Annotated in this window: 16 protein-coding genes; 5 read left to right on the top strand and 11 right to left on the bottom strand. The window is 45.6% G+C overall.

Features of this window, described 5'->3' with window-relative positions:
* Nucleotides 1-12: 12 nt before the first annotated feature.
* From QUA04_RS20585 to QUA04_RS20575, 3 genes are all read right to left on the bottom strand, one after another.
* Nucleotides 13-2,088, bottom strand: coding sequence for a dynamin family protein (locus QUA04_RS20585; RefSeq protein WP_333259964.1), 2,076 nt, complete (start codon nucleotides 2,086-2,088; stop codon nucleotides 13-15).
* A gap of 33 nt (nucleotides 2,089-2,121) precedes the next feature.
* A complete protein-coding gene (locus QUA04_RS20580) occupies nucleotides 2,122-2,454 on the bottom strand; it encodes a hypothetical protein (RefSeq protein ID WP_333259961.1) in 333 nt (110 codons plus the stop codon).
* Nucleotides 2,455-2,648: 194 nt separating this feature from the next.
* Nucleotides 2,649-3,170: a pentapeptide repeat-containing protein gene (locus tag QUA04_RS20575; protein WP_333259959.1), complete on the bottom strand. Its 522-nt coding sequence runs from the start codon at nucleotides 3,168-3,170 to the stop codon at nucleotides 2,649-2,651.
* Between the two features lie 227 nt (nucleotides 3,171-3,397).
* Here QUA04_RS20575 and QUA04_RS20570 point away from each other — a divergent pair, with 227 nt between their 5' ends.
* On the top strand, nucleotides 3,398-4,936 hold the full coding sequence (locus QUA04_RS20570; RefSeq protein ID WP_333259957.1) for a SagB/ThcOx family dehydrogenase: 1,539 nt from the start codon (nucleotides 3,398-3,400) through the stop codon (nucleotides 4,934-4,936).
* 251 nt (nucleotides 4,937-5,187) lie between these two features.
* On the opposite strand, the gene mnmE is transcribed toward QUA04_RS20570, so the two are convergent.
* Nucleotides 5,188-6,573 (bottom strand): tRNA uridine-5-carboxymethylaminomethyl(34) synthesis GTPase MnmE, encoded by a 1,386-nt coding sequence (gene mnmE, locus QUA04_RS20565; RefSeq protein ID WP_333259954.1) that lies wholly within the window; start codon nucleotides 6,571-6,573, stop codon nucleotides 5,188-5,190.
* A 50-nt stretch (nucleotides 6,574-6,623) separates the two neighbouring features.
* Complete coding sequence (locus QUA04_RS20560) at nucleotides 6,624-6,836, bottom strand: hypothetical protein (RefSeq protein WP_333259951.1); 213 nt, start codon at nucleotides 6,834-6,836, stop codon at nucleotides 6,624-6,626.
* A gap of 365 nt (nucleotides 6,837-7,201) precedes the next feature.
* On the opposite strand from QUA04_RS20560, the gene QUA04_RS20555 reads away from it, so the two are divergent.
* Together QUA04_RS20555 and QUA04_RS20550 are read left to right on the top strand one after the other, a co-directional pair.
* Entirely contained in the window at nucleotides 7,202-9,400 is a 2,199-nt protein-coding gene (locus tag QUA04_RS20555; RefSeq protein ID WP_333259948.1) for a tetratricopeptide repeat protein, read from the top strand.
* On the top strand, nucleotides 9,357-11,771 hold the full coding sequence (locus QUA04_RS20550) for a tetratricopeptide repeat protein (RefSeq protein ID WP_333259945.1): 2,415 nt from the start codon (nucleotides 9,357-9,359) through the stop codon (nucleotides 11,769-11,771). Before QUA04_RS20555 ends, QUA04_RS20550 begins: the two co-directional genes overlap by 44 nt.
* Nucleotides 11,772-11,929: 158 nt before the next feature.
* Here the strand turns inward: QUA04_RS20550 and QUA04_RS20545 are convergent, their stop codons facing one another.
* The 4 genes from QUA04_RS20545 to QUA04_RS20530 form a co-directional block, all read right to left on the bottom strand.
* Nucleotides 11,930-13,363: a protein adenylyltransferase SelO family protein gene (locus tag QUA04_RS20545; protein ID WP_333259944.1), complete on the bottom strand. Its 1,434-nt coding sequence runs from the start codon at nucleotides 13,361-13,363 to the stop codon at nucleotides 11,930-11,932.
* Between the two features lie 332 nt (nucleotides 13,364-13,695).
* Nucleotides 13,696-16,152, bottom strand: a complete 2,457-nt coding sequence (locus QUA04_RS20540) for a GH116 family glycosyl hydrolase (protein ID WP_333259941.1) — start codon at nucleotides 16,150-16,152, stop codon at nucleotides 13,696-13,698.
* A 197-nt stretch (nucleotides 16,153-16,349) separates the two neighbouring features.
* The gene (locus QUA04_RS20535) at nucleotides 16,350-16,955 is read right to left on the bottom strand and encodes a Uma2 family endonuclease (protein ID WP_333259938.1); all 606 of its coding nucleotides are present in this window, start codon (nucleotides 16,953-16,955) and stop codon (nucleotides 16,350-16,352) included.
* A gap of 41 nt (nucleotides 16,956-16,996) precedes the next feature.
* Nucleotides 16,997-17,542, bottom strand: a complete 546-nt coding sequence (locus QUA04_RS20530; protein ID WP_333259935.1) for a gamma carbonic anhydrase family protein — start codon at nucleotides 17,540-17,542, stop codon at nucleotides 16,997-16,999.
* Nucleotides 17,543-17,648: 106 nt separating this feature from the next.
* Between QUA04_RS20530 and QUA04_RS20525 the strand changes: the two genes are divergently transcribed.
* On the top strand, nucleotides 17,649-18,158 hold the full coding sequence (locus QUA04_RS20525) for a TIGR02652 family protein (RefSeq protein ID WP_006631343.1): 510 nt from the start codon (nucleotides 17,649-17,651) through the stop codon (nucleotides 18,156-18,158).
* A 716-nt stretch (nucleotides 18,159-18,874) separates the two neighbouring features.
* Nucleotides 18,875-19,312: a VOC family protein gene (locus QUA04_RS20520; protein WP_333259933.1), complete on the top strand. Its 438-nt coding sequence runs from the start codon at nucleotides 18,875-18,877 to the stop codon at nucleotides 19,310-19,312.
* Nucleotides 19,313-19,372: 60 nt separating this feature from the next.
* Here QUA04_RS20520 and QUA04_RS20515 read toward each other — a convergent pair whose 3' ends face one another.
* Nucleotides 19,373-20,125 (bottom strand): cupin domain-containing protein, encoded by a 753-nt coding sequence (locus QUA04_RS20515; protein ID WP_333259930.1) that lies wholly within the window; start codon nucleotides 20,123-20,125, stop codon nucleotides 19,373-19,375.
* A gap of 456 nt (nucleotides 20,126-20,581) precedes the next feature.
* A partial coding sequence (locus QUA04_RS20510) for an IS630 family transposase (RefSeq protein WP_333259927.1) occupies nucleotides 20,582-21,251 on the bottom strand: 670 nt, incomplete at its 5' end.

Raw genomic sequence — 21,251 nt, 5'->3', positions numbered from 1 at the left:
TGTTGTTTTATTTCAAGCGGATGCTAGGAAAGCTTGATATAGCGATTCAATACTCTGCGACTCGACAGAAACATCAGCCTCTAATTTTTTCAACCGCTGCGATTCAGCCTGACAATTAATCTCGCGAGATTCCTTTTGTTCGAGCAAATTATCTAACTCAGCTTTCCGAGAATTAATATCCGCATTCATGCGATCGCCCACTTCTCGTCCGTAAACATCAAAACACTCTTTCACAGCATCGTGAATCGGCTGCCACTGCTCTTGAGCCACCTGCGGCAGATATTTCACCAGCTCTTTTTTCGCGGCTTTCACCAACTGTTTATGAGCTCCGTCTGCTTGCAAAACTCCCACACCCATTCCCAACAAAGCCAAGTATAGCGGCCCCAAAACAATCCCCGTCAAACTAGCAAGAATCGTACTGACGCTCAACACAGTGATTAAGTTGAGCAGGATATTTTTCCAATCAAAACCCGCTCCTGCCATTGCTACGCCCGCCAGATTTCCGGTCGTTAACGAGAACAATCCCATCGCCCATTTTGCCCAAGCTGGCGAGTTATCTTCGTTTGAGTTGCTGACGGCTGCTGGTATTTTTTGCCCGGTCAGTTTTTCGGTAATTTTTTCAGTCACTTTCGTGTAAGATGCTCCGTAATTTGCCGCACTTTGTGAGAGTTGCGAAAATGCTGAATTCATTTCTTGTTCAGCAGTTAGAGTCCAAGCTGCGAGTTTGTCGTTGATGTACTGCTCAAATGCTCGTTTGAGCGATGCTTCAAAGGCTTCTCGCTTGCCTTGGCTGAAGAAATCCAGAAACCTCAGTTCAGGTTGATACCGTAAGAAATCTGTTTCAAAGGTGTTTTCTAAGTTAAGAACGTAGGCGCGGAAAGAATCTGCGATCGCCCGCGATTTACTATCTCTAACTTCGATAATTTCTTGTTGAAACTCATCGCGAATCTGAGTCAGCTTTTTAAACTCCGGCTCAACTGAATTAATCTTTTCCTTCAATTCATTGACATCGCGATCGAGTAATGGTAATCTGCGCCCAACAGCTTCGCGGACACGAGCAGAAATTTGACGCGCCAAAGTTCTCGCCGGACGCAATTCCGAAATCGCCCTTTCCTGGGTTAAAAACGTATTCAGTGCCGCCATAAACTCGGGAAAACCAGTTCCTGCCAAATCCGCATCCGGGTTTTTCATCCGCAACCTGAGTGCCTTAATTGAGGTAATTGCAAACACTCGCTCGTCGTAAATATCGTGTCCTTCCGTTAAACAATATTCAGCCAAATTAGCTTGAAAAACTCGCCGCAGTTTCCCTTCTGCTTCTGCTAATTCTTCAGGATCGTCCGGGTCAATCAAACTTTCCCGCACCTGATCCCAAGCATTAATCAAAAAGAAAATGCTCAATCCGCGATTTTTGATGTAATTTTCTAGATAGCGTCTTTCACCCATTGTGCAAGGCTGAGTTGCCCTGAGCACAAACAAAATAGCGTGGCAGTTGTTGATGTAACCGAGAGATAATTCATTGCGGGCTTCTGTATCGTTCAGTCCGGGACTGTCTACTATTTCTATGCCTTTTTCTAGCAAAGGTAAGGGATATTCTACTACGGCGCAGTCGATATCTGGAAATGCTGGTTTCTTTTCTTCTTCTAGGCGTTTTGCCTCAGCGGGGTCAATTGTGTAGTTCTGTTTAAAACTTTTAAAATCTAGCTGTTTTGGGCTTTTGCCGTCATTGAAATAAACGGTAACTTTTTTTTCTGAACCATAGCGCAAAATCGTCAGCAAAGCTGTACAGGGATTTACATCGCTGGGCAGTAAGTTTTCGCCGATTAACGCATTGAGAAAAGTGCTTTTACCACGTTTCATGTCACCTAGCACTAGCAGCCGAAAGACTCCTTGGCGCAAGTTTTTACTGGCGACATCAATGTCGGCGTTGTCGGTTTCTAAACCTAGTTTTCCCGATGCTTCTCCTCCTACTAATTCTGATTGGTTGATGGCTGTTGCGATGTTGCTGAGGCGAGTGGCAATTTCTCGGCGGACGGCGGCTACTCGCTCTAAATCGTTGAGAAAGTTGCTAGTTTCTACTTTAAGGTTCATGGGTATTTCCTGATACTTTCCTGCTTGAGCTTTTCAACTTCTGTCTTCTTCAATAAACATTTTGTAAGCGATCCAAGCAATGCCTCCCACTATCAGCGCAGTTGCCAGCCAAGATGCTATGCGAACTGCAACGATAACAGCAATGACAATGCCTGTAAATTGAGCTGCTGCTATAATTTTTCTGCGCCACTGTTTGAGTTTGCCGTTAACTTGGCTGTCTGGTTCTTGGTACTTGCTTGTTAGATGTTCGGGCACGGAGCGGTCGATTTCGGCTTCTAGTTCGCGCAGCCGAATTTCTTGTTCTCGCTTCCGCAGTTCTTGTTCTTTGCGCCGGAGTTCTCGGGATTTGTTGTCAGGAGAATTCATAAATTTTAGCCTGTTTTCCGCTGGAAAAATATGTTATTTATTGTCAATGTTGGGGAGCGATAAGTTCTCTACGACTGTAACTCACATTTTCCCCCATGTCGAGAAATGTTAAGAAATTTTAAAAATGGCGATTCCCTACGGGATAGCTACGCTTCACGACTAATTAAGCCGATCGCCCGCACCGCTGCAAATCATCAATAGCCTTCGGGCCCGATAGTAGTGCGATCGCACTCCGCTTCCGACAAATCAACCAAGCGTGATCGAAATAAGTTGCAGCCCGCTAATTGAGCTTTGCTTAACTTTGCTTTCTCCAAATTAGCTCGGCTCAAATCCGCATATCTCAAATCGGCATTCGTCAAATCTGCATTGTACAAATCCGCACCTTGCAAATTAGCTTTCTGCAAATTAGCACCTCGCAAATTGGCGTGACGCAAATTTGCTCTTGATAAGTTTGCTCTTGATAAAGTTGCTTGCGACAAGTTAGCTTGATAAAGTTGAATGTCGCCCAATTCAGCATCTTGCAAATCAGTTTTATAAAGATTGGCTTGAGTCAAATTTCCGTAGGGCAAATAAGCTCGCCTCAGAACGCTACCAGAAAGATTTATTTCTGTCAAATCTGCTTGAAACAAATTATCTTCACTTAAGTCAACGGCGTTAAAGTTTCGCTGGCCCTCAGCATACTGAGCAAGCAATTCCTCAGCGCTTAGCTTTTGCATTTTTATTCCTCATGACGACAGCTACTGCAGCCAATCCATAACAGTAATTAATGGGTATTAATTTGTGTATTTATACTTAGGCATTATTTTATGTTAAGCTTGTGTAACAACGATCTCATTTTTTCTAAGATTTTTTTTATATTTGTAAATTTCTGCCTTGCTCGACCAGTAAGCGGTTAGTAATGTCAAGATCGATCAAGAAACCAAAGTCAATCCTCTACTGAAATATGCCAGAACTTCCTCTCTCCATTGCTCAGCACTACCACGAACGGACAAAATACGACCCTGAAACCATTGCTGCTAAAAGTAAACAGCTAGATTGGACAGAGCAACCTGTTCCTTTCAAAGAATATAAAATTGGAGCGTATTTTGACCTCAAGCCTTATCTAAAAGACCCCTCGGAGGATGCCGATGCCGATCCCGATGCCGCTTGGTGGCATCGGTTATCTAGCTTGTTGGTGTGCAGCTACGGGTTGACGGCGAAAGTGCAGACGGTAGACGACAGCTACCTATATTTGCGATCTGCACCGTCGGCGGGTGGACTCTACCCAGCAGAGGTTTATTTAATCTCCCGTGGCACTACCCAGTTGCCGGCCGGACTCTACAACTATCAGTGCAGAACTCATTCACTTGTTCATTTTTGGGACAGTCAAGTTTGGCCGACATTGCAAGCAGCTTGTTTCCAGTCGCCAGCGCTAGAAAATACCCAATTGGCGATCGCCATTACCACTGTTTTTTTCCGTTCTTCTTGGCGTTACGAAGACCGAGCTTATCGGCGAATTTTTCTAGACACTGGCCATTTATTGAGCAATATCGAGTTAGCTTGCGCCGTCAACGATTACCGACCTCACCTGATTGGAGGATTCGCCGACGAAGCTGTCAATGAATTACTGTACATCGACTCGGAGCAAGAAGGAGCGATTTGTATAGTTGCTTTAGCCGACTTGCTAGATATTGACCAAAACTTGCCTAAATTTAAAACCGCTTTGCCCGGAAACACCACCACAGATTACCCGAAAATTTCCGAAGGTCAACTGTTAAAATACCTCCACCAAGCCACGCATTTAGAATCAGACCCTACCGGAGCGGATGGCTGGAAACTTGATGAAAGTGAAGGGGAATTAGAGGATAAATACAACTTTCCATTTTGTACTAAAGTTTCGACGGTCACTCCTTCGATTCCTTGGGGAGTGAACCTGGAAACTTTAGAAAACACTATGCTCAAAAGGCGTTCTACCCGTGCTTATACAGGTGCTTCTTTGAGCTTGGGCGAACTGCTAGCTATGCTAGATTTTACTTACCAGCCCCAGCACTATATTGACCAAGGATTAGACGGTTATCCAGACTATTTCGATCTAAGTTTGATCGAGACTTTTATTGCTGTTTCGGGAGTAAATGGGTTAGAAGAAGGTTGTTACTATTACGCTCCGAAAGCTCAAGAATTGCGGCAAATTCGGTTTAAAAATTTCCGCCGGGAACTGCATTTTTTGTGTTTGGGGCAAGACTTGGGCAGAGATGCGGGGGCGCTGTTGTTTCACACGGCGGATTTGAACAGGGCTGTAGCAAAATATGGCGATCGAGTTTACCGCTATTTGCACATGGACGCTGGTCATTTGGGTCAGCGGTTGAATTTAGCAGCTATGCAACTGCGTTTGGGTGTCAGCGGTATCGGGGGCTTTTTTGACGATCGCGTCAATGACGTTCTCGGTATTCCTGCGAGTGAAGCTGTGCTTTATATTACAACTTTGGGCAGACCTCGATCGTGACAATAAGTTAGTTGTTATTTGTCAGTAGTATTGCTTCACTAAGCCCAGGCGAATCTAAATTTTACAGTCAAGCTTGATGAAATTAACATCTTACACCATTCTCAAGAACAGGCAAGATGCCTGTTCCACAAAGAGTGAAATTCGGTGTTCCACAAAGAGTAAAATTCTTGTGCGGTGGGCGTCCCGCCCGCCCTAAAAATACAACTTAAATGCGAGACAGCTTACCTATTTAATTTACTCTTTTCCTATTACTATTTCCCAATGCAAAATCGGCTAAATATTCTGTCGAGCACTGATTCTGTCACTTCTTCACCCGTAACTTCCCCCAATGCTTGAATTGCACCGCGCAAATCTATTGTCCAAAAATCTAAAGGCAATTTGTTGCTAATAGTATCTGTACATTGTTCCAGAGAAATTTTAGCTCTGGTTAACGCCGCTGCTTGCCGCTGGTTGATTGCTAAGTCTGAGTTTGCTGCTTCCAAATTTTCCCCGCTGACAGCATCTAAGATTGCTGTTTCTAAGTCTTCTATGCCTCGATCGAGGGCGGCGGCTGTGGTAACTATACGGTGAATTTCAGAGGAAAAAGGTAGTTCGGGGATGGTGTTTACTAGGTCGATTTTGTTGATAATTATAATTAGCTGGCGGTGCTTTACTTGTTCGTAAATTTCCGAATCTTCCTCTGTCCAGCCAGATTCCGCGTCAATTGTCAACAACACTAAGTCGGCTTGTTTTGCTGCAGCGCGCGATCGCTCAACGCCAATTTTTTCTACCTTGTCTTCGGTTTCTCGAATTCCCGCAGTATCGAGCACCTGCACCGGAATGCCGCCCACAACTAGCTGCGATTCAACCACATCCCGCGTCGTACCTGGCAAATCCGTGACGATCGCGCGATCGCTCCGGCTCCACGCATTCAACAAACTCGATTTTCCCACATTCGGCCGCCCAACAATCGCTACTTTCAAACCAGTTCTCAACAATTCTCCACGATCGGCCGTCGCTAAAATTGTTGACAATTCCTGCAAAATATGATTTATTTCCAAAGATGTTTTAGCTTCATCTAAGGGCGGCAAATCTTCCTCAAAATCAATTCTCGCCTCAATTTCTGCCAGCACGTCCAAACAAGTTGTTCTCAATTTGCGAATTGGCTGCGCTAATTTTCCCTGCAAACCGGCCAAAGCACTTTGTGCAGCAGCGGGCGATTTTGCTCCCACCAAATCCGAGATACTTTCAGCTTGAGTTAAATCAAGCCTCCCGTTCAAAAAAGCCCGCAGCGAAAACTCTCCCGGCCCGGCCAATCTCGCCCCATTTTCCAAACACAACTGCAAGACTTGCTGTACAGCCATAATACCGCCGTGACAGTGAAATTCCACTACATCTTCGCGAGTAAAAGAACGCGGGGCTTTCATGATTAGCAGCAAAGCTTCATCGACTAATTCTTGATTTTTGGGGCGGCGGATGTGGCCGTAAAGAATGCGGTGAGACTCCCAAATTTGCCGTCCAGGGGCGCAAAACAGAGTTTCGGCAATTTTTAAGGCTGCGGAACCGGAAACTCGCACAATGCCGACGCTGCCTTGTTGGGGAACTATGGCAGTGGCGATCGCTGCGATCGTGCCTCCTTTTGTTAATGATTCAGACATTTTTATTGTTCACACATTTAAAATTTCTCTCAATCTCCTGTTTTTGAGTATCAGGCAATTGCTTCTCGGTATTCGAGAGTATAAATCTCTAGTTCGTCAGTCACAAAATTAAAATAGCTGCCCTTCTGGGCAAGCTGCACGAGTTTCTGAGTCAAAGGGCAAGGGAGATTTTTTAATCTTTTTCCTGCGATCGCTAATTGCTCGCCGGCTTTGAGAGACAGGCTAACTTGAATTAGGGATTCAACCAGTAGTTGTACGTTCATTTGAGTCACCTCCGCCCCGGTTGTTAAATTATACAGTTTTCATTGAGAGGATAAACAATTTCAGCATTTTTTTTCTAAGATATTAGAAGAGCGTGACTACAGCGCTGGACTTGGGGAGCCAATCCCATCGCCCGTTTGTTCAGTCAGTCGATTTTAGATTTTAGATTTTAGAGTGACTCCACAAATGAATCGGGTAGCTTCAACTCTGGTCTAAAATTTTGGGAGGCTAACGACTCCTGTCGCAAAGCAACTATCCGTTTTTGGGTGGGAGTCACGGCTCGATCGAACTTAAATTACTCAGCCAAATATTTTGGCTATTCTGATTTCATGCGATAATGGAACATTGACAGGGTAGAGGGCAAAGCATGATTGGTCAACTTCTAGACAGACGTTACCGCATCATTAAAGTCACAGACTCAAGTGAGGTGGGAAAAACTTATCTAGCAGCAGATACTCACCGTCCGGGGTATCCGCAATGCACGGTTAGAGAAATGCGGCTACCCGGCACAAGTTCGCAAACTCCAGAATTAGTCAAAGTTATATTTCAAAGAAACGCAGAAATAATTGAAAAATTGGGAAAACACGACAAAATCCCGGAATTATTGGCGTATTTTGAGGAAAATCAAAGTTTATACTTAATTGAAGAATTTATTGCGGGATTACCTTTAAGTCAAGAACTAATACCCGGTGAACCTTGGGATGAAGACAAAGTAATTGGTCTGCTATCAGAAATATTAGAAATTTTGGTGTTCATACACCAGAAGGGTTTCATTCACCGCAGAATTCAACCAGACAGAGCTATCCGGCGCGAGTCAGACGGCAAATTTGTGTTGGTAGACTTTAGCTTAGACAAAGAAATTAACCCGGAACTCGCTAATTGCCATTTGTTGGCCCAAACTTCCCCGAACTCGGTTAAACGACATGAGGCAAAAAAACACGAGTTGGGAGCCCAGGAGTTATACGTGCCGATCGAGCAATTGAGCGGCAACCCCCGATACAATAGCGACATCTACGCTCTAGGTACGATCGCCCAGCTTGCCGTGACGGGACTCTCACCCAACGAACTGAGTGCCTTAAAAAACAACAAAAACGAAATTCCCTGGCGAAACCGGGCAACTTGTTCGCCGGCCCTAGCAGATATTATCGATCGAATGGTGCGCCCTGAGTGCGAGGAACGCTATCAGGAGGCAACCGAAGTTTTAGCAGACCTCAAACAAATCGCCGTAAAATTGGAGGTTGAGCCGCCGCCAGCCACAATCATCACGGACGCTATGAGTCAACCGCGAAGACAAAGCCAAACCAAACTCCTGCTGTTGGCTGCAACAGCGGCAGCTTTAATCTTGACGGCACTGATAATTTATTTTTGGCAGAGTCAAAGTCCGGCGAGGGCAAAAGAATGGTTCGCCCGCGGCGTGGCCAAGGCGCAGCAAGGTGACACAACAGGCGCGATCGCCGATTATACTCAAGCGATCGCCCTGAATGCCAGCGATGCGGAAACTTACTACAAGCGGGCAAACGCTCGCTACGACATGGGCGCAACCGAGCAAGCAATACAGGATTACACGCAAGCAATTAAAGTCAATCCTAGCCACACCAAAGCTTTCTACAATCGAGGTATGGCCCGCCTCGACACCGGCGACAAGCGGGGGGCCGTGGAAGATTTCACCCAAGTAGTGCGACTCAATCCCAGCGACGGTGAGGCATACTCTCAGCGGGGTTTAGCTTACTACGAGTTGGGTGACTACCGCACGGCAATTGAAGACTACACTCAAGCAATTCGGCTCAGTCCCAACGATGCTACAGCTTACAGCAATCGGGGTTTAGCTCGCTCGGCTGCAGGCGACAAAACAGGAGCAATGGCAGATTTTACTCAAGCCCTTCAAATTAGCCCCAAGCAAGCTGGCGTATACTACAGTCGTGGTCGATCGCGGTTTAATCTGGCAGATTATCAAGGAGCGATGGAAGATTATACTAAGGCGATCGAATTGCAACCAGATCTCGCTGATGCCTATACCAATCGGTGCAGCGCTTACTTGAATTTGGCCACCTATGACAAAGCGATTGCAGATTGCACCGAAGGAATTCGCCTCGATCCAAAAGATGAAGCAGCTTACAACAACCGCTGCATTGCTTATCTGAATTTAAAACAATTTCAAAAGGCCAGCGAAGATTGCAGTTTGACGATCGGACTCAACGGCAACAATCCCAAAGCATACAGCAATCGAGGATTAGCTCGATTGGCTTCGGGAGACAAGCAGGGAGCTTTAGAAGATTTTACTCAAGCAATTCGACTCAATCCAAGCGATGCAGTAGCTTACAGCAATCGCGGTACTATTTACTCAGAACTAAAAAATTACCCTTTAGCAGTTGAGGATTTCGCTCACTCGCTGCGGCTCAACCCCAACAATGCGACCGCTTTTTACAGCCGAGGTCTCGTCCGCCGCCAACTCAAAGACCGTACCGGGGCGATCGAGGATTTTCAGAAAGCTGCAACCCTCTTTCTAGAACAAGGAAGAGCCGATGGTTTCCAAAAGGCACAAGCACAAATCAACGATCCTAAATAACCTATTAATCACCAGTCAGATGTTAAAAAAAGAAGAAAAAAGGAAGAAGGAAGAAGGAAGGAGGAAGGAGGAAGAAGGCCAACTTACCAACTCCCCGTTACCAACTCCCCGTTACCAACTCCCCGTTACCAACTCCCAATTACCACCTCCCCGTTACCAATTCCCAATTCCCGATATGAACATGGTTGGTCAACTTTTAGACAGGCGTTATCGCGTAGTGCAAATTCTCAGTTCAGGAGCTTTTGGACAAACTTATTTAGCTGTCGATACTCGCCGACCGGGCCACCCTCAATGTGTAGTCAAACAACTTCGCCCTCCCAGCAACACTTCTACAGTTCTCAAAACAGCTTACCGCTTATTTAAACAAGAAGCAGAAATATTAGAAAAGCTGGGAAAACACGATCAAGTTCCATTTTTACTAGCTTATTTTGAAGAAGCCAATCAATTCTACCTCGTCGAAGAGTTTGTTCCCGGACACGCCCTAAATAGGGAAATTGTAGCCGGTCAACCTTGGCGAGAAGAACGAGTGGTGGATCTGTTGGAAGAAGTGTTACAACTTCTCGCCTTCGTACACTCTCAGGGAGTGATTCACCGCGATGTTAATCCCTCCAACTTAATCCGCCGCAAACCAGACGGCAAATTAGTTTTAATTGACTTCGGTTCGGTTAAAGAAGTTGCGAATCACGTCAGCGAGTACGATACAGAATTTCCGCGCACCATTGCTACTGGAACTCCGGCTTATATGCCGATCGAACAATTTCAAGGCAACCCGCAATTTAGCAGCGACCTATATGCCGTAGGGATGATGGCAGTTCAAGCTATCACGGGTTTGCCCGGTACGGATTTGCCAAAATTGCAAAATCCGAGTCCTTCTCACACAGGGGAAATTGTGTGGCGAAACCGAGCTCAATGTTCTGTGGGATTAGCAAATATAATTGACAAAATGGTCTGTCACCAATTTGGCAAACGCTATCAATCTGCGGAGGAAGTTTTGGCAGCTCTCAGCAAGTTGAGACACCGCCCCGAGCCGGTAAATATGACTCAAAAGAAAAGTATTTCTCCGAGCTTACTGTCTTCTGATAGTTTTTTCTCACGTTTGGCAACTCGGTTTTGGTGGCTGATTTTTACTATTTTCGGGGCAGGAATAATTCTGGTATTTCTGTTTAGTTATTTGAGCCGACCGAATCCGATTAAAGCTAAGGAATATTACGAGCAGGGAGTGGAGAAGTCTCGCAATCACGATGCCGCCGAAGCTTTGCAAGCTTTTAATAAGTCAATTCAATTAAATCCTAACAATCCTGAGAGTTTTTATCAACGGGGTAATGCTAATTATGATTTAAAACAGTATCAAGAAGCAATTGCCGATTATTCTCAGGCGCTCGCTCTCAATCCTAAATATGTTCAGGCTTATTTTAACCGGGGGCTAGCCCGTCACGATTTTAACGACAAGCGCGGGGCGATTGAGGATTACACTCAGGTTTTGAATCTCCAGCCCAATGATGCTGATACATATTATGAAAGAGGAGTTACTTATTTAGAACTGCAAGATTACAAGACGGCTATTCAGGATTTTAACGCAGTAATTCGGTTGCAGCCGAACCTTGTTAAAGCTTATCATTCGCGGGGGTTGGCTCGCGCTGGGAGCGGGGATTTGCAGGGGGGGATTGGAGATTATACTGAGGCAATTAAACTTGATGCTAAGAATGTTGATGCTTTTTACAGTCGGGGGAGAGCTCGCTTTCACCTAGGAGATTACCAAGGAGCTTTGGCGGATTATTCTCAGGTAATTGCGATCGATCCCAAGAGTGGAGATGCTTACGCTAATCGTTGCAGCACCCAGTTGAATTTGGGAGCGTATCAAGCAGCAATTGACGATTGCACTCAGGCCATTTCGCTGAGCGATGAGGATGGGGTTCCTTACAACAATCGCTGCATTGCTTATTTAAATTTGAAGGATTATCCGAAAGCAATTGCCGATTGCACTCAAGCGCTGAAAGTGAATCCGAATGATTATAATGCTTTTAACAATCGTGCTTTAGCTCGCAGCGCCGGGGGTGACGCGCAGGGGGCGATCGCAGATTTTACAGCAGCCATCGGGTTCAATCCCAACAACGCTGAAGCCTACGCTAATCGGGCTAAGATTTACCAGCAGTTAAATAATTACAATAGTGCGATCGCAGATTACGTCCAAGCTATTCGGATCAATCCGAATTATGCTGCTGCTTACTACGGTAGAGGCATGGTTCGCCGCTCCTTGGGAGACAAAGCAGGAGCGATTAGCGATTTAGAAAAAGCCGGCAAAATGTTTCTCGATCAAGGACTTACTGGCGGTTACAAAGATGCACAATTTGAGATCGAAAAGCTGAAGTAGTCATTAGTCATTAGTGATTATTTGTCGATGTTATATTTTTATCGGTCAATATTTTATAATCTCAGATTGCGTAAGGGCTGGTTCACCCTAATCTTTAATACTCACACAAAATGCAGGTGAACCAGCCCTTACGCGCTATTAATGCAAGCTATTATCAATCAATTTTCTGGGTCTTGAAGTCGTTTAACCAATTCATAAAACGGTTCCCAATTATCATCAATAGCTATGGACTCCCAAACAGCCTCAATCGTCGGTCTCAACAGCGATTGTTCGGGATTGTGCCTCCGCAAACAGTCGGCCATTTTGTCCATATCATCCGCAGACAAACTTTGCAAAACGTGATAATAAAACTGCCGCCAAGGTGCTATTAAGTCCGCCGGTTCCGCCTCAGCAAAAATTAGACTAGCATCATCTCGCCAAGTGCGATCGAACTGTCTTCGCAATTCCCAAAAGAAATCGTGATACTCAACTTGAGACTCCGCCAGCATTTTAATTGTTACCTTTAACAACTCATCAGCATCAGCTTCTGGCAAATCCTCAAATCCCAATCTCTTGAGCATCAACTGCCGATAAGCTGCATTATAATAATCGCCAAACTTTGCCAAAGCCGCATCCATATCAGCTTGAGGAATTGCCGCTGCTAGCGGTTGCTGAAGCTTCTCTAAATTGTCCCTACAAATCAACGGTTGATTGCCGTAACAATACAGACCGTAATGGTCGAAATAAGCTGCTGTAAATTCCGGCTTGTAAGTTGGGATAAAAGCGAAAGGCCCGTAATCGAAACTTTCTCCAGTAATCGACATATTATCAGTATTCAGCACAGCGTGGCAAAATCCTGCCACCATCCACTGAGCGACTAATTCAGCTACTCGCTGGACTAAATCTGCATAAAACAGCGCGTACTTTTCCTGCGGCGAAACCCCCGCATTTGTTGCTTCTAAATGCAGTTCAGGATAATAATATTCAATAACAAAATCTAAAAGTTTTTTAGTTAAATCCGGGCGGCCGATATAGTGCAACCTTTCAAAAGTTCCAAACCGGATGTGAGAAAGACTGAAACGCACCATTACGGACGATCGCGTCGGAGACGGTTCGTCGCCCCGCCACAAAGCATCCCCAGTTTCAACTAAACTAAAACAGCGAGATGTCCGAACTCCCAACCGATGCAAAGCTTCGGCGGCTAAAACTTCGCGAATTCCCCCTTTGAGAGTGAGTCTACCGTCACCGCCCCGCGAGTAGGGAGTGCGGCCGGAACCTTTAGTGCCGAAGTCGTAAAGTCTGCCGTCAGTCCCGCGAACTTGGCCGTATAAGAAGCCTCTACCGTCGCCTAAATTCGGGTTGTATGTGTTGAATTGATAGCCGTGATAGCGAAGTGCCAAAAAAGGGCGGACGCAGTGAAATTCGCCGAACGCTTCAATGAAATGTTGGTCGGTTACTTGTGCGGGGTCTAAACCCAATATCGGCAATAATTTGTCGTTGCGGAAGCGGAGAATATGCTGCGGAAAATCGGCCGCAGGGACTTCATCAAAATAGTCGCCGCCGAGGGATTCTATCGCGGGTTCGTAGTTGAGGGAAAGCAAAGGATTTGACATTTTTCTATTTTATCTTGAAATTGGCGATCGCTCCAAATTATATACGGGTAAGGTAGGGACTGCATCGGCGTCAACTATTGCCTCAGACCCTTTGTCTCCCTCATTTATAGCCGAGTTCGATACCCCTCGCATCCCAGCAGGGCTGTTTCATGCTCAAATTTTAGCTATGCTAAAGTTTGAGCATGAAACATAAATGTCTTCCTCGAAGACAAAAATTTTTTACGGTTAATTTTATTGATAGGTGAATTAACCGTTTTCCTTGCTAAAAATTGGGTTAAAGGATTAAACTTTTTAAAGTTTAGTGGAATGCAGCAGCTAATATACCTTTTTCCCTATTTAAAATTGGTCAACACCCCGTAAATTGCCCAAATTGCCATCGCCCGCAAATAGTGACTCGCCCGAAAAGTCCCCCCCGCCGTAATCGCTTCCGGCGTGCGAAACTGCAACCCATTTTCATAAATCTGCTTCACCACCGCATCTGTCAATTTAAACGCTTTATCCTCCATCCCCATCTGTACCAAAAAAGCCGCCAACCCAAAATTAATCCCCGTCCAAACTTCCAAAGGATGAGTCGCATTCGGATTTTCAGGCGAACCGTTCAGCATCACCCCATTCGCCGCACCGAACTCGCCATCGTTGAACTTCAAAAAGCAAGAATCGTACACAGTTTCTAAAGCACTGACTGCACATTCTGGCGGCACAATATCCGGCAATCCTAACAGCTTCGCGTAAAATTGACCGCACAATTGGTCTGCCATCACTACTTCGGAATTACTCTCGCTGTCCAAACGGTAATATTGACCGTTCCACAGTTTTTCTTGATAGCTCGGTCTTGCTTGTAACAGCCAACTGTGATATAATGCAATCTTTGCTTGAGGGTTAGGAATTATCTGCGGTGCTGCATCTTCCAAGATTTCGCCGATCGCGATCGCAGCCTCCAGCGCCGCCAACCACAAACCCCCGCAATACGCACTTATCCCCCGCATTTGCCAGTCATCAAACGTCTGATCCGGTGCTCCCGAATTCTCAGGAATTCCGTCCCCATCCTCATCAAAAGTTTTCAGATAAGCCAAAGCCTCAACAATTGCCGGCCAACACTCTTGCAGAAACTCACAATCTGTGCCGCCAGTCAATAGGAAATCCCGATAAACCTGTAACACAAAATCGCAAGGCAAATCCTTCCACAAATTGCAATCTTGATAGCTAGTATAATTGGTTTTCTCCCAAGGATGTTCGTTAGGAGCACCCAAATCGTGTGGCGTTGCACCGACAGCTTTTCTAATAGCCGAAGCTTGATTCCAACCAATAATTCTCGGCGTATCGTCTCCGGCTGAAATTGCCCTAGCGAACGCTAAAACCACCGACTTTTCCAAATCCGGCCACAGCATCAACAAAGCAAAAGAACCGTAAAGCCGCACGTCCAAACTTTCGTACCAGCGATAATCAATGCACTCCAAAACCGCAAATTGACCCTTGGGATCGCGTTCGTCCGCCGCACTCCAAAGAGTACCGCCGTCTGTCAGGGCGTATAACTCGTTAAACAAAGCCATTTTAAAACTGTCTGACAAATCTTTCCGTTCTAAAATCGGTTTTTGCCAAGCTTCAATATTTTCGCGCCAAGTATCGGAATGCTTCATTGCTGTGCGAATAATCGGCCAAGCATTTTTGCCGTTACGGCCGAAGAAATCTGTATAGCGGCGGTAGTACCAAACTCCTGATGCAAACTCAGTAACGGGCAAATCCCAAGCTATAATAAAGGGAATTTTGCGAGTTTTTCCCGGTCGAATAGTAAAGCGAACTGCGATCGCACAAGCCAACTGTTCTCCTGCGGCTGCGGCTGTCTCGTCTTTGTCATCCAACAAGAAACCTTCAGCAGAAAAGTTGCGCCAAATCTCCTCGCCATTCCCCGCCGGGTTCCAGCGAGTTTGATAGAATACTTCTACCGCTGGATTAGTAATAGTTGCGATCGCCCATTGTCCCTCCCCCTCTTTCGGTTCCTCATCAGCAGTCAACCGCGTCATCACACAACCGATCCGGTGGAAATCTTCCACCAACAAATTAAAACTTCCGGCACTTTCTCCCCACCGGGGTTGATAGTCATAAAATGGACTACCATCATCCCGCACCATCACTTTCGGCGACTTGTTGGCGTTAGTAAACCAACCAACAATATTCTCCCAAGTCAGCATGATGCTGAGAGTAATCGGCGCATCTGTAGGATTGTGCGCCACCCATTCAAACATGGCAACTGGGTAACTGCTTTCCTGATAATTGTCCGGCAGAATTGGCGAAAATTGCTCGCAGCTTAATTGAGCATGAAACACATTTTCGTAAACAAACCAACTGCGCGGATACAAAGCATGATAACTACCCGAAGAATTAGACTCTTCCCCGGTTCTTTCTTCTTCTTCCCTTCTTCCTTCTTCCTTCTTCCTTCTTCCTTCCGCTGGATACCATTTCCAACTAGATAAACTGCCATCGGTAGGCGGTTCAGTGGACAGTGCGAAAGCTTGTTTCTTGCCTTGAGTTTCTTCAAAAACGCTGAACTGACAAGCGGGCAAACTGCGAAAAATGTGTTCGCCGCCGTCAATGTGCCAGAGGTTGAAGTCGCCACGGGACGATCGCCCGATGCAGCCGGCACCGAACCCGCCCAAAGGCATTCCGTGCCAGGGCCCGTCGTCGAGATTGCTTGCGTAGCGGACTGTATAGGGATTCTCCCAACCGAGGCCGATGGGACGTTTCCAGGCCTGTGGGGGGATGTTGGGATTGAATGTGCGATCGTTATTCATGTGATTAATCTTAGCGCTCGATCGAGACTTGACAAAATTTTTTATTTAAATTTAAACTTTTATCGCGCGAACGAATCCCGATATTTCCGACTATTGTTGACTGTTGATTGTTGAGTTAAAGCAATTGGGGTCTGCGTTCCCGGATTCATCAATTCTCCAATCTAAAATCTAAAATCTAAAATCGGTTGGACGATCGCCTAACGGGGCAGAATATCATCTAGGCGAAGTTGCAAGCTTTTTAACAGAGGAGAAATAATCGGTTGACCGAGGCGAAATTGTTGCTGGATGTAATCTTGGTCAATCAGTTGGCAAACGGTGATAGTAGGTTGTTTTGGTTTACCGATAAAAGCCACACCCCCTAATCCGCGATAATCAACTATCCAATATTCGGGAATCCCTAAAATAGCATATTCTTCAACTTTTCGGGCGTAATCTGTTTCCCAGTTAGTGCTGACGACTTCTACCACCAATTTAATAGATCGTCCCAGCGTAATCACAGGTTCTCTTTCCCAAAGAGGTTCGCTGACAATAGCATTTTCATCTAACACGACAATATCGGGACGGCGGGCCGTAGCTGCATCTGAAAACGGACGGATCAAACAAGTGCGGGGAATGAACCAAGGTAGTTTTTCGGCGGCGATGGCGATGCCCATTTGAGTTGCTAGTTTACCGCTGACGGTTTCGTGTGGGCCTGTGGGTTCCATGTCAACTAATTCTCCGTCAGCGAGCTCGTAGCGGAAGTTGTCACAATATCGATCGAGGAATGTTTCAAAAGTTAGGATTTTTGGCGCGGTGTAAGCCATTGGAAACTAATAGTTTTTTGCTTAAAATCTTATTCTATCAATTAACCAAATCCCAAATCAGAACCTTTCCCCGCGTGAACCAAAGCCAACTTTTCGTAACGCTTAGCGTGTTCCACCAACTCGGCTGCTTCTTCCTCAGAGACATCCCGCATTCGCTTGGCAGGCACTCCCGCAACTAGCGTGTGAGGGGGAACGTCTTTGGTGACAACAGCCCCTGCACCGACGATAGAGCCTGTTCCTACCCTGACTCCATCGAGGACGATCGCCCCAATCCCGATCAGGCAGCCCCGTTCAATGTAAGCTGAGTGAATCACGGCTCGGTGTCCCACTGTCACGAAATCTTCCAAAACAGTCGGTTTCCCCGGATCGCCGTGCAGAATTGCTCCATCTTGGATATTGGTACTTGAGCCGATCGCAATTCGCTCTATATCCGCCCGCACCACCGCCCCATACCAGATACTAGCGCCCGCTGCCACCTCTACCCTGCCGATGACAATAGCGCCTTCAGCGATAAAAGCTGCTTGGGATAGATCGGGCAAGGGCCAATAGGAAGGAAGTGCAGGCAGAGGTTCGTTGAGATTGCTCATTAGTTGGTCGATCGTTATACTTCTAGCAGATTAGCTGGTTGTTGATACGGGATATAATAAAAGTATTTGGCACTTTTGCAGAGAAAATATGCTGGGACGCAAATAAATGATTGAAGTTGCCTTGCAATACCCGATGTTTGGCCCGGAAATTCAGTGTCCCCACTGTCGCCAAACAATTCCGGCTCTAACGCTAACGGATACCTATTTGTGTCCGCGTCACGGGGCATTTGAGGCAGATCCAAAAACGGGGGAACTGGTTCACCTTCAGTCTGGGCGGCACTGGCGCCGCTGGGAGAATGAATGGTATCGCCAGCACACGCACCCGGACGGGATTCGGTTTGAAATTCACGAAGCGCTCGATCGACTCTATACTCAAGGCTACCGAGCAACTCGCGTGATCGTTGCTCAACGCTATCGCGACTTAATCAGCGCTTATTTGGAACGCAGCACGCCTTGGCGCGGTCAGTCGGAATCGCCCCGGCCGAGGTTGTACGGTTTGCCTGTGGATTTTAGCCCCGATCCCCAAGAGGATCCTTGTTGGGAAGTGATTAATTTTGATTTGGAAAAAGAGCCGGGAGTTCCGATTAGATATCCCTATTTTCGGTTGTTTGAATAAGTGAAGGAAGAAGGAAGAAGGAAGAGGGAAGAGGGAAGAAGGAAGAGGGAAGAAGGAAGAGGGAAGAGGGAAGAAGGGTCTATTGCTTTCGCGCTAAAGATACGACCGTTTTTAATTCCGCATTACCAATTTACCCTCTAAAATCTAAAATCCCAAGCCGGAATTCCTACTTCCCTTCTAAAATCTAAAGAAGAAGGAAGAAGGAAGAAGGAAGAAGGAAGAAGGAAGAAGGAAGAGGGAAGAGGGAAGAGGAAATAAGGCTCTATTGCTTTCGCGCTAAAGATGCGACCGTTTTTAATTCCGAATTACCAATTTACCCTCTAAAATCTAATCCCAAGCCGGAATTCCTACTTGCCTTCTAAAATCTAAAGAAGAGGGAAGAAGGAAGAAGGAAGAGGGAAGAGGGAAGAGGGTAGAAGGCTCTATTGCTTTCGCGCTAAAGATGCGACCGTTTTTAATTCCGCATTACCAATTTACCCTCTAAAATCTAATCCCAAGCCGGAATTCCTACTTGCCTTCTAAAATCTAAAGAAGAAGGAAGAGGGAAGAAGGAAGAAGGAAGAGGGAAGAGGGAAGAAGGCTCTATTGCTTTCGCGCTAAAGATGCGACCGTTTTTAATTCCGAGTTACCCATTTACCCTCTAAAATCTAATCCCAAGCCGGAATTCCTACTTGCCTTCTAAAATCTAAAATCTAAAATCTAAAATCTAAAATCGAATGCACCACGCCTCGATTCGCACTGCTAACATTCACCGGGCGATCGCCTTTTACGAACAGTTGGGATTTACTGTGAGCGATCGCTTTACCACAGGTTACACCCTAGCCTGTTGGATGGAAGGTCTCAACGGACGCATCGAACTAATTCAAATCCCGGAACCAAAACCCGCGCCGGATGCTTTCGGAGACGAGCATTATGTTGGATATTATCATTTATCTTTCGATTTAACTGAGGCGACAACTGACTTACCTAGTTGGTTGCAGTCTCTGAAAGAGCGGTTTGAGGAAGCTGCTTCATACCAACCAAACCAGTTTCAAGCTTTGAAAGTTTTATTAGAACCGACTCAACAGGCGATCGGGCAAAATGTTTACGAAGTAGCTTTTATTGCCGATACTGATGGTTTGCCTTTAGAGTTTATCCGGCGGATGAATGGCTAATGAGGTCAGTAGTTAGTAGTCATTAGCCATTTATATTCTTTCAATTCATACCCCTCATCCTTAGGCAGAAGGCTCAGTTTTCTCAAAAGGGTGTCGGAAGTCTTTTCCAACAATAAATCGCGTTGCATCTAGAGGATAAGTCTTAACATAAACCAGACAACCGGTGGCCGACGACGGACTATAGGGAGAATTGGGTGAATACCGCAGCCAACTACCAGTTGGGAAATCTCCTAACTCATCACTCCAAGACCCTTCGATGACAAAGATTTCTTTCACCTCAGATTCAACTACGTTCCACAAAGCCGTGCCTGGTTGCCAGCGTTCCACCCAAACTTTTTCATGAAAACCCTCTTGCTCATAAAGTGGCTTTACTTCAATTTGGGGAATAGCACCGGGCTGCCAGGACAACTCGTAAATATTCGTTTTCACCCGCTGGCGAGTGGTTCCACCATGTTGCCGTAATTTAACAAATGTCAGGCAACCTTCATCGCTATAAGGACGATGGATAAACCCTTCGGGATTGAGCATATAAGATCCTGGAGGATACACACCGGTTTCATCAGCGAAGTTACCCTGGAGTACCAAAATTTCTTCTCCACCCGGGTGTCCGTGTAGCGGGAAAAAGCCACCCGGATCGAAGCGAGTCAGCATGGTGACGGGATGATCTTGAACGTTATCGTCGGACTCAAAGGCACCAAACCAGATGCCCGTAAAAGTGGTCTGATGCCAGGTTAGCGATGACTGCAAGACTGCGGCTCGACTGGATACGTCGTTGTGAATTGGTTGAGGTTGCCACTGATGTTGAGAAGACATAATTCTTAAAATTTAAGATGAATTGCTGATTTTGTAGAGGCTGGTTCTTATAGTAAGTATAATAAATTTTGTGCTATTTGCTGGGCTCGCCTATTCCCTATTTATACTGTTTCGCCAGTTCGATCTTTTTATCTAGCAATATACCGCCCACAGGATCTGTCCCATAGGAACCTCCGACGTGTAAGGCGATATCCAGGGCAAAACCCACCTTGCCATCCAAGAGCGCCAAAGCCCAAAGACTCACGTAGTGGCGCAAACTAGCCTCAACTAATTTGAGGTGCTCTAGGGTTCTGAAATATCTGGCTTCAGCGGCTGTTGGACTCCCCGGCCGTTCGATGTGTTGCTGGTCGAATTGACTAGAGAGGGCTTTCCGCTAGGGATAATCATTCTCTCTCTCAATCGGAAACTGAGAATAGTTATTACTCTTAATCCCTAGTAACGTTCGCTACTAAGCTGCTACGCAGCTAAACCGGATAAAATAGCATTGCCTTTATTTTTGATTTTTCTATCCCATTTAATAACCATTTCTCCTTCATTTAATAATCTCTGTAGCAATTCCGACAATTCTTCTACTGACTTAAACAGTCGATGTGCTATATATTCTTTCGCTGAATGCCAGACCAATTCAATCAAATTATAATCGGGGCTGTAAGCTGGCAAAAATTCTAAAATAATATAAGGCATTTCGGCTAATATTTTACTCACAATGTCTTTCTTTTTATTAAAACTAGCATTATCTAGAATAATTACAATCTTTATTCCAGATTCGGCAAAACTTTCGGCTTGATTACCCAGTTGTCTCCATTCTTGAACTATCGAATCATTTAAGGCATTAATTTGCTCATAAAACGTATCCGAGTCTCCTTTTTTGATCACAAAGTTTAACCTTTTTTTGTCATGGTATCTCAACCCACCCATGAGATTTACTCTGCCTCTTCTCCTTTGGCCTGTGATTTTCTTTCTACGACCTTTTTTACCCCAAGTTTTTCTTCTTATCACTCTTAAACTAAATCCACTCTCATCCCAAAACCATACTTGTAAAAGCTCTGGGGTTTCTTTAGTTATTCTTAAATACTCCGATAGTTTCTGTTTAAAAGCTTCTCTTTCAATTGGATTTTGTTTATCC

The sequence above is a fragment of the Microcoleus sp. S13_C5 genome (assembly GCF_036700845.1).
Classification (GTDB): domain Bacteria; phylum Cyanobacteriota; class Cyanobacteriia; order Cyanobacteriales; family Microcoleaceae; genus Microcoleus.
The sequence above is the reverse complement of the archived record's forward strand: the minus strand, read 5'-3'. Positions and strand labels throughout refer to the sequence as shown.

Coding starts and splice junctions, on each gene's coding strand:
- QUA04_RS20585 (WP_333259964.1), bottom strand. CDS start 2,088: ATGAACCTTAAAGTAGAAACTAGCAACTTTCTCAACGATTTAGAGCGA.
- QUA04_RS20580 (WP_333259961.1), bottom strand. CDS start 2,454: ATGAATTCTCCTGACAACAAATCCCGAGAACTCCGGCGCAAAGAACAA.
- QUA04_RS20575 (WP_333259959.1), bottom strand. CDS start 3,170: ATGCAAAAGCTAAGCGCTGAGGAATTGCTTGCTCAGTATGCTGAGGGC.
- QUA04_RS20570 (WP_333259957.1), top strand. CDS start 3,398: ATGCCAGAACTTCCTCTCTCCATTGCTCAGCACTACCACGAACGGACA.
- mnmE (WP_333259954.1), bottom strand. CDS start 6,573: ATGTCTGAATCATTAACAAAAGGAGGCACGATCGCAGCGATCGCCACT.
- QUA04_RS20560 (WP_333259951.1), bottom strand. CDS start 6,836: ATGAACGTACAACTACTGGTTGAATCCCTAATTCAAGTTAGCCTGTCT.
- QUA04_RS20555 (WP_333259948.1), top strand. CDS start 7,202: ATGATTGGTCAACTTCTAGACAGACGTTACCGCATCATTAAAGTCACA.
- QUA04_RS20550 (WP_333259945.1), top strand. CDS start 9,357: ATGGTTTCCAAAAGGCACAAGCACAAATCAACGATCCTAAATAACCTA.
- QUA04_RS20545 (WP_333259944.1), bottom strand. CDS start 13,363: ATGTCAAATCCTTTGCTTTCCCTCAACTACGAACCCGCGATAGAATCC.
- QUA04_RS20540 (WP_333259941.1), bottom strand. CDS start 16,152: ATGAATAACGATCGCACATTCAATCCCAACATCCCCCCACAGGCCTGG.
- QUA04_RS20535 (WP_333259938.1), bottom strand. CDS start 16,955: ATGGCTTACACCGCGCCAAAAATCCTAACTTTTGAAACATTCCTCGAT.
- QUA04_RS20530 (WP_333259935.1), bottom strand. CDS start 17,542: ATGAGCAATCTCAACGAACCTCTGCCTGCACTTCCTTCCTATTGGCCC.
- QUA04_RS20525 (WP_006631343.1), top strand. CDS start 17,649: ATGATTGAAGTTGCCTTGCAATACCCGATGTTTGGCCCGGAAATTCAG.
- QUA04_RS20520 (WP_333259933.1), top strand. CDS start 18,875: ATGCACCACGCCTCGATTCGCACTGCTAACATTCACCGGGCGATCGCC.
- QUA04_RS20515 (WP_333259930.1), bottom strand. CDS start 20,125: ATGTCTTCTCAACATCAGTGGCAACCTCAACCAATTCACAACGACGTA.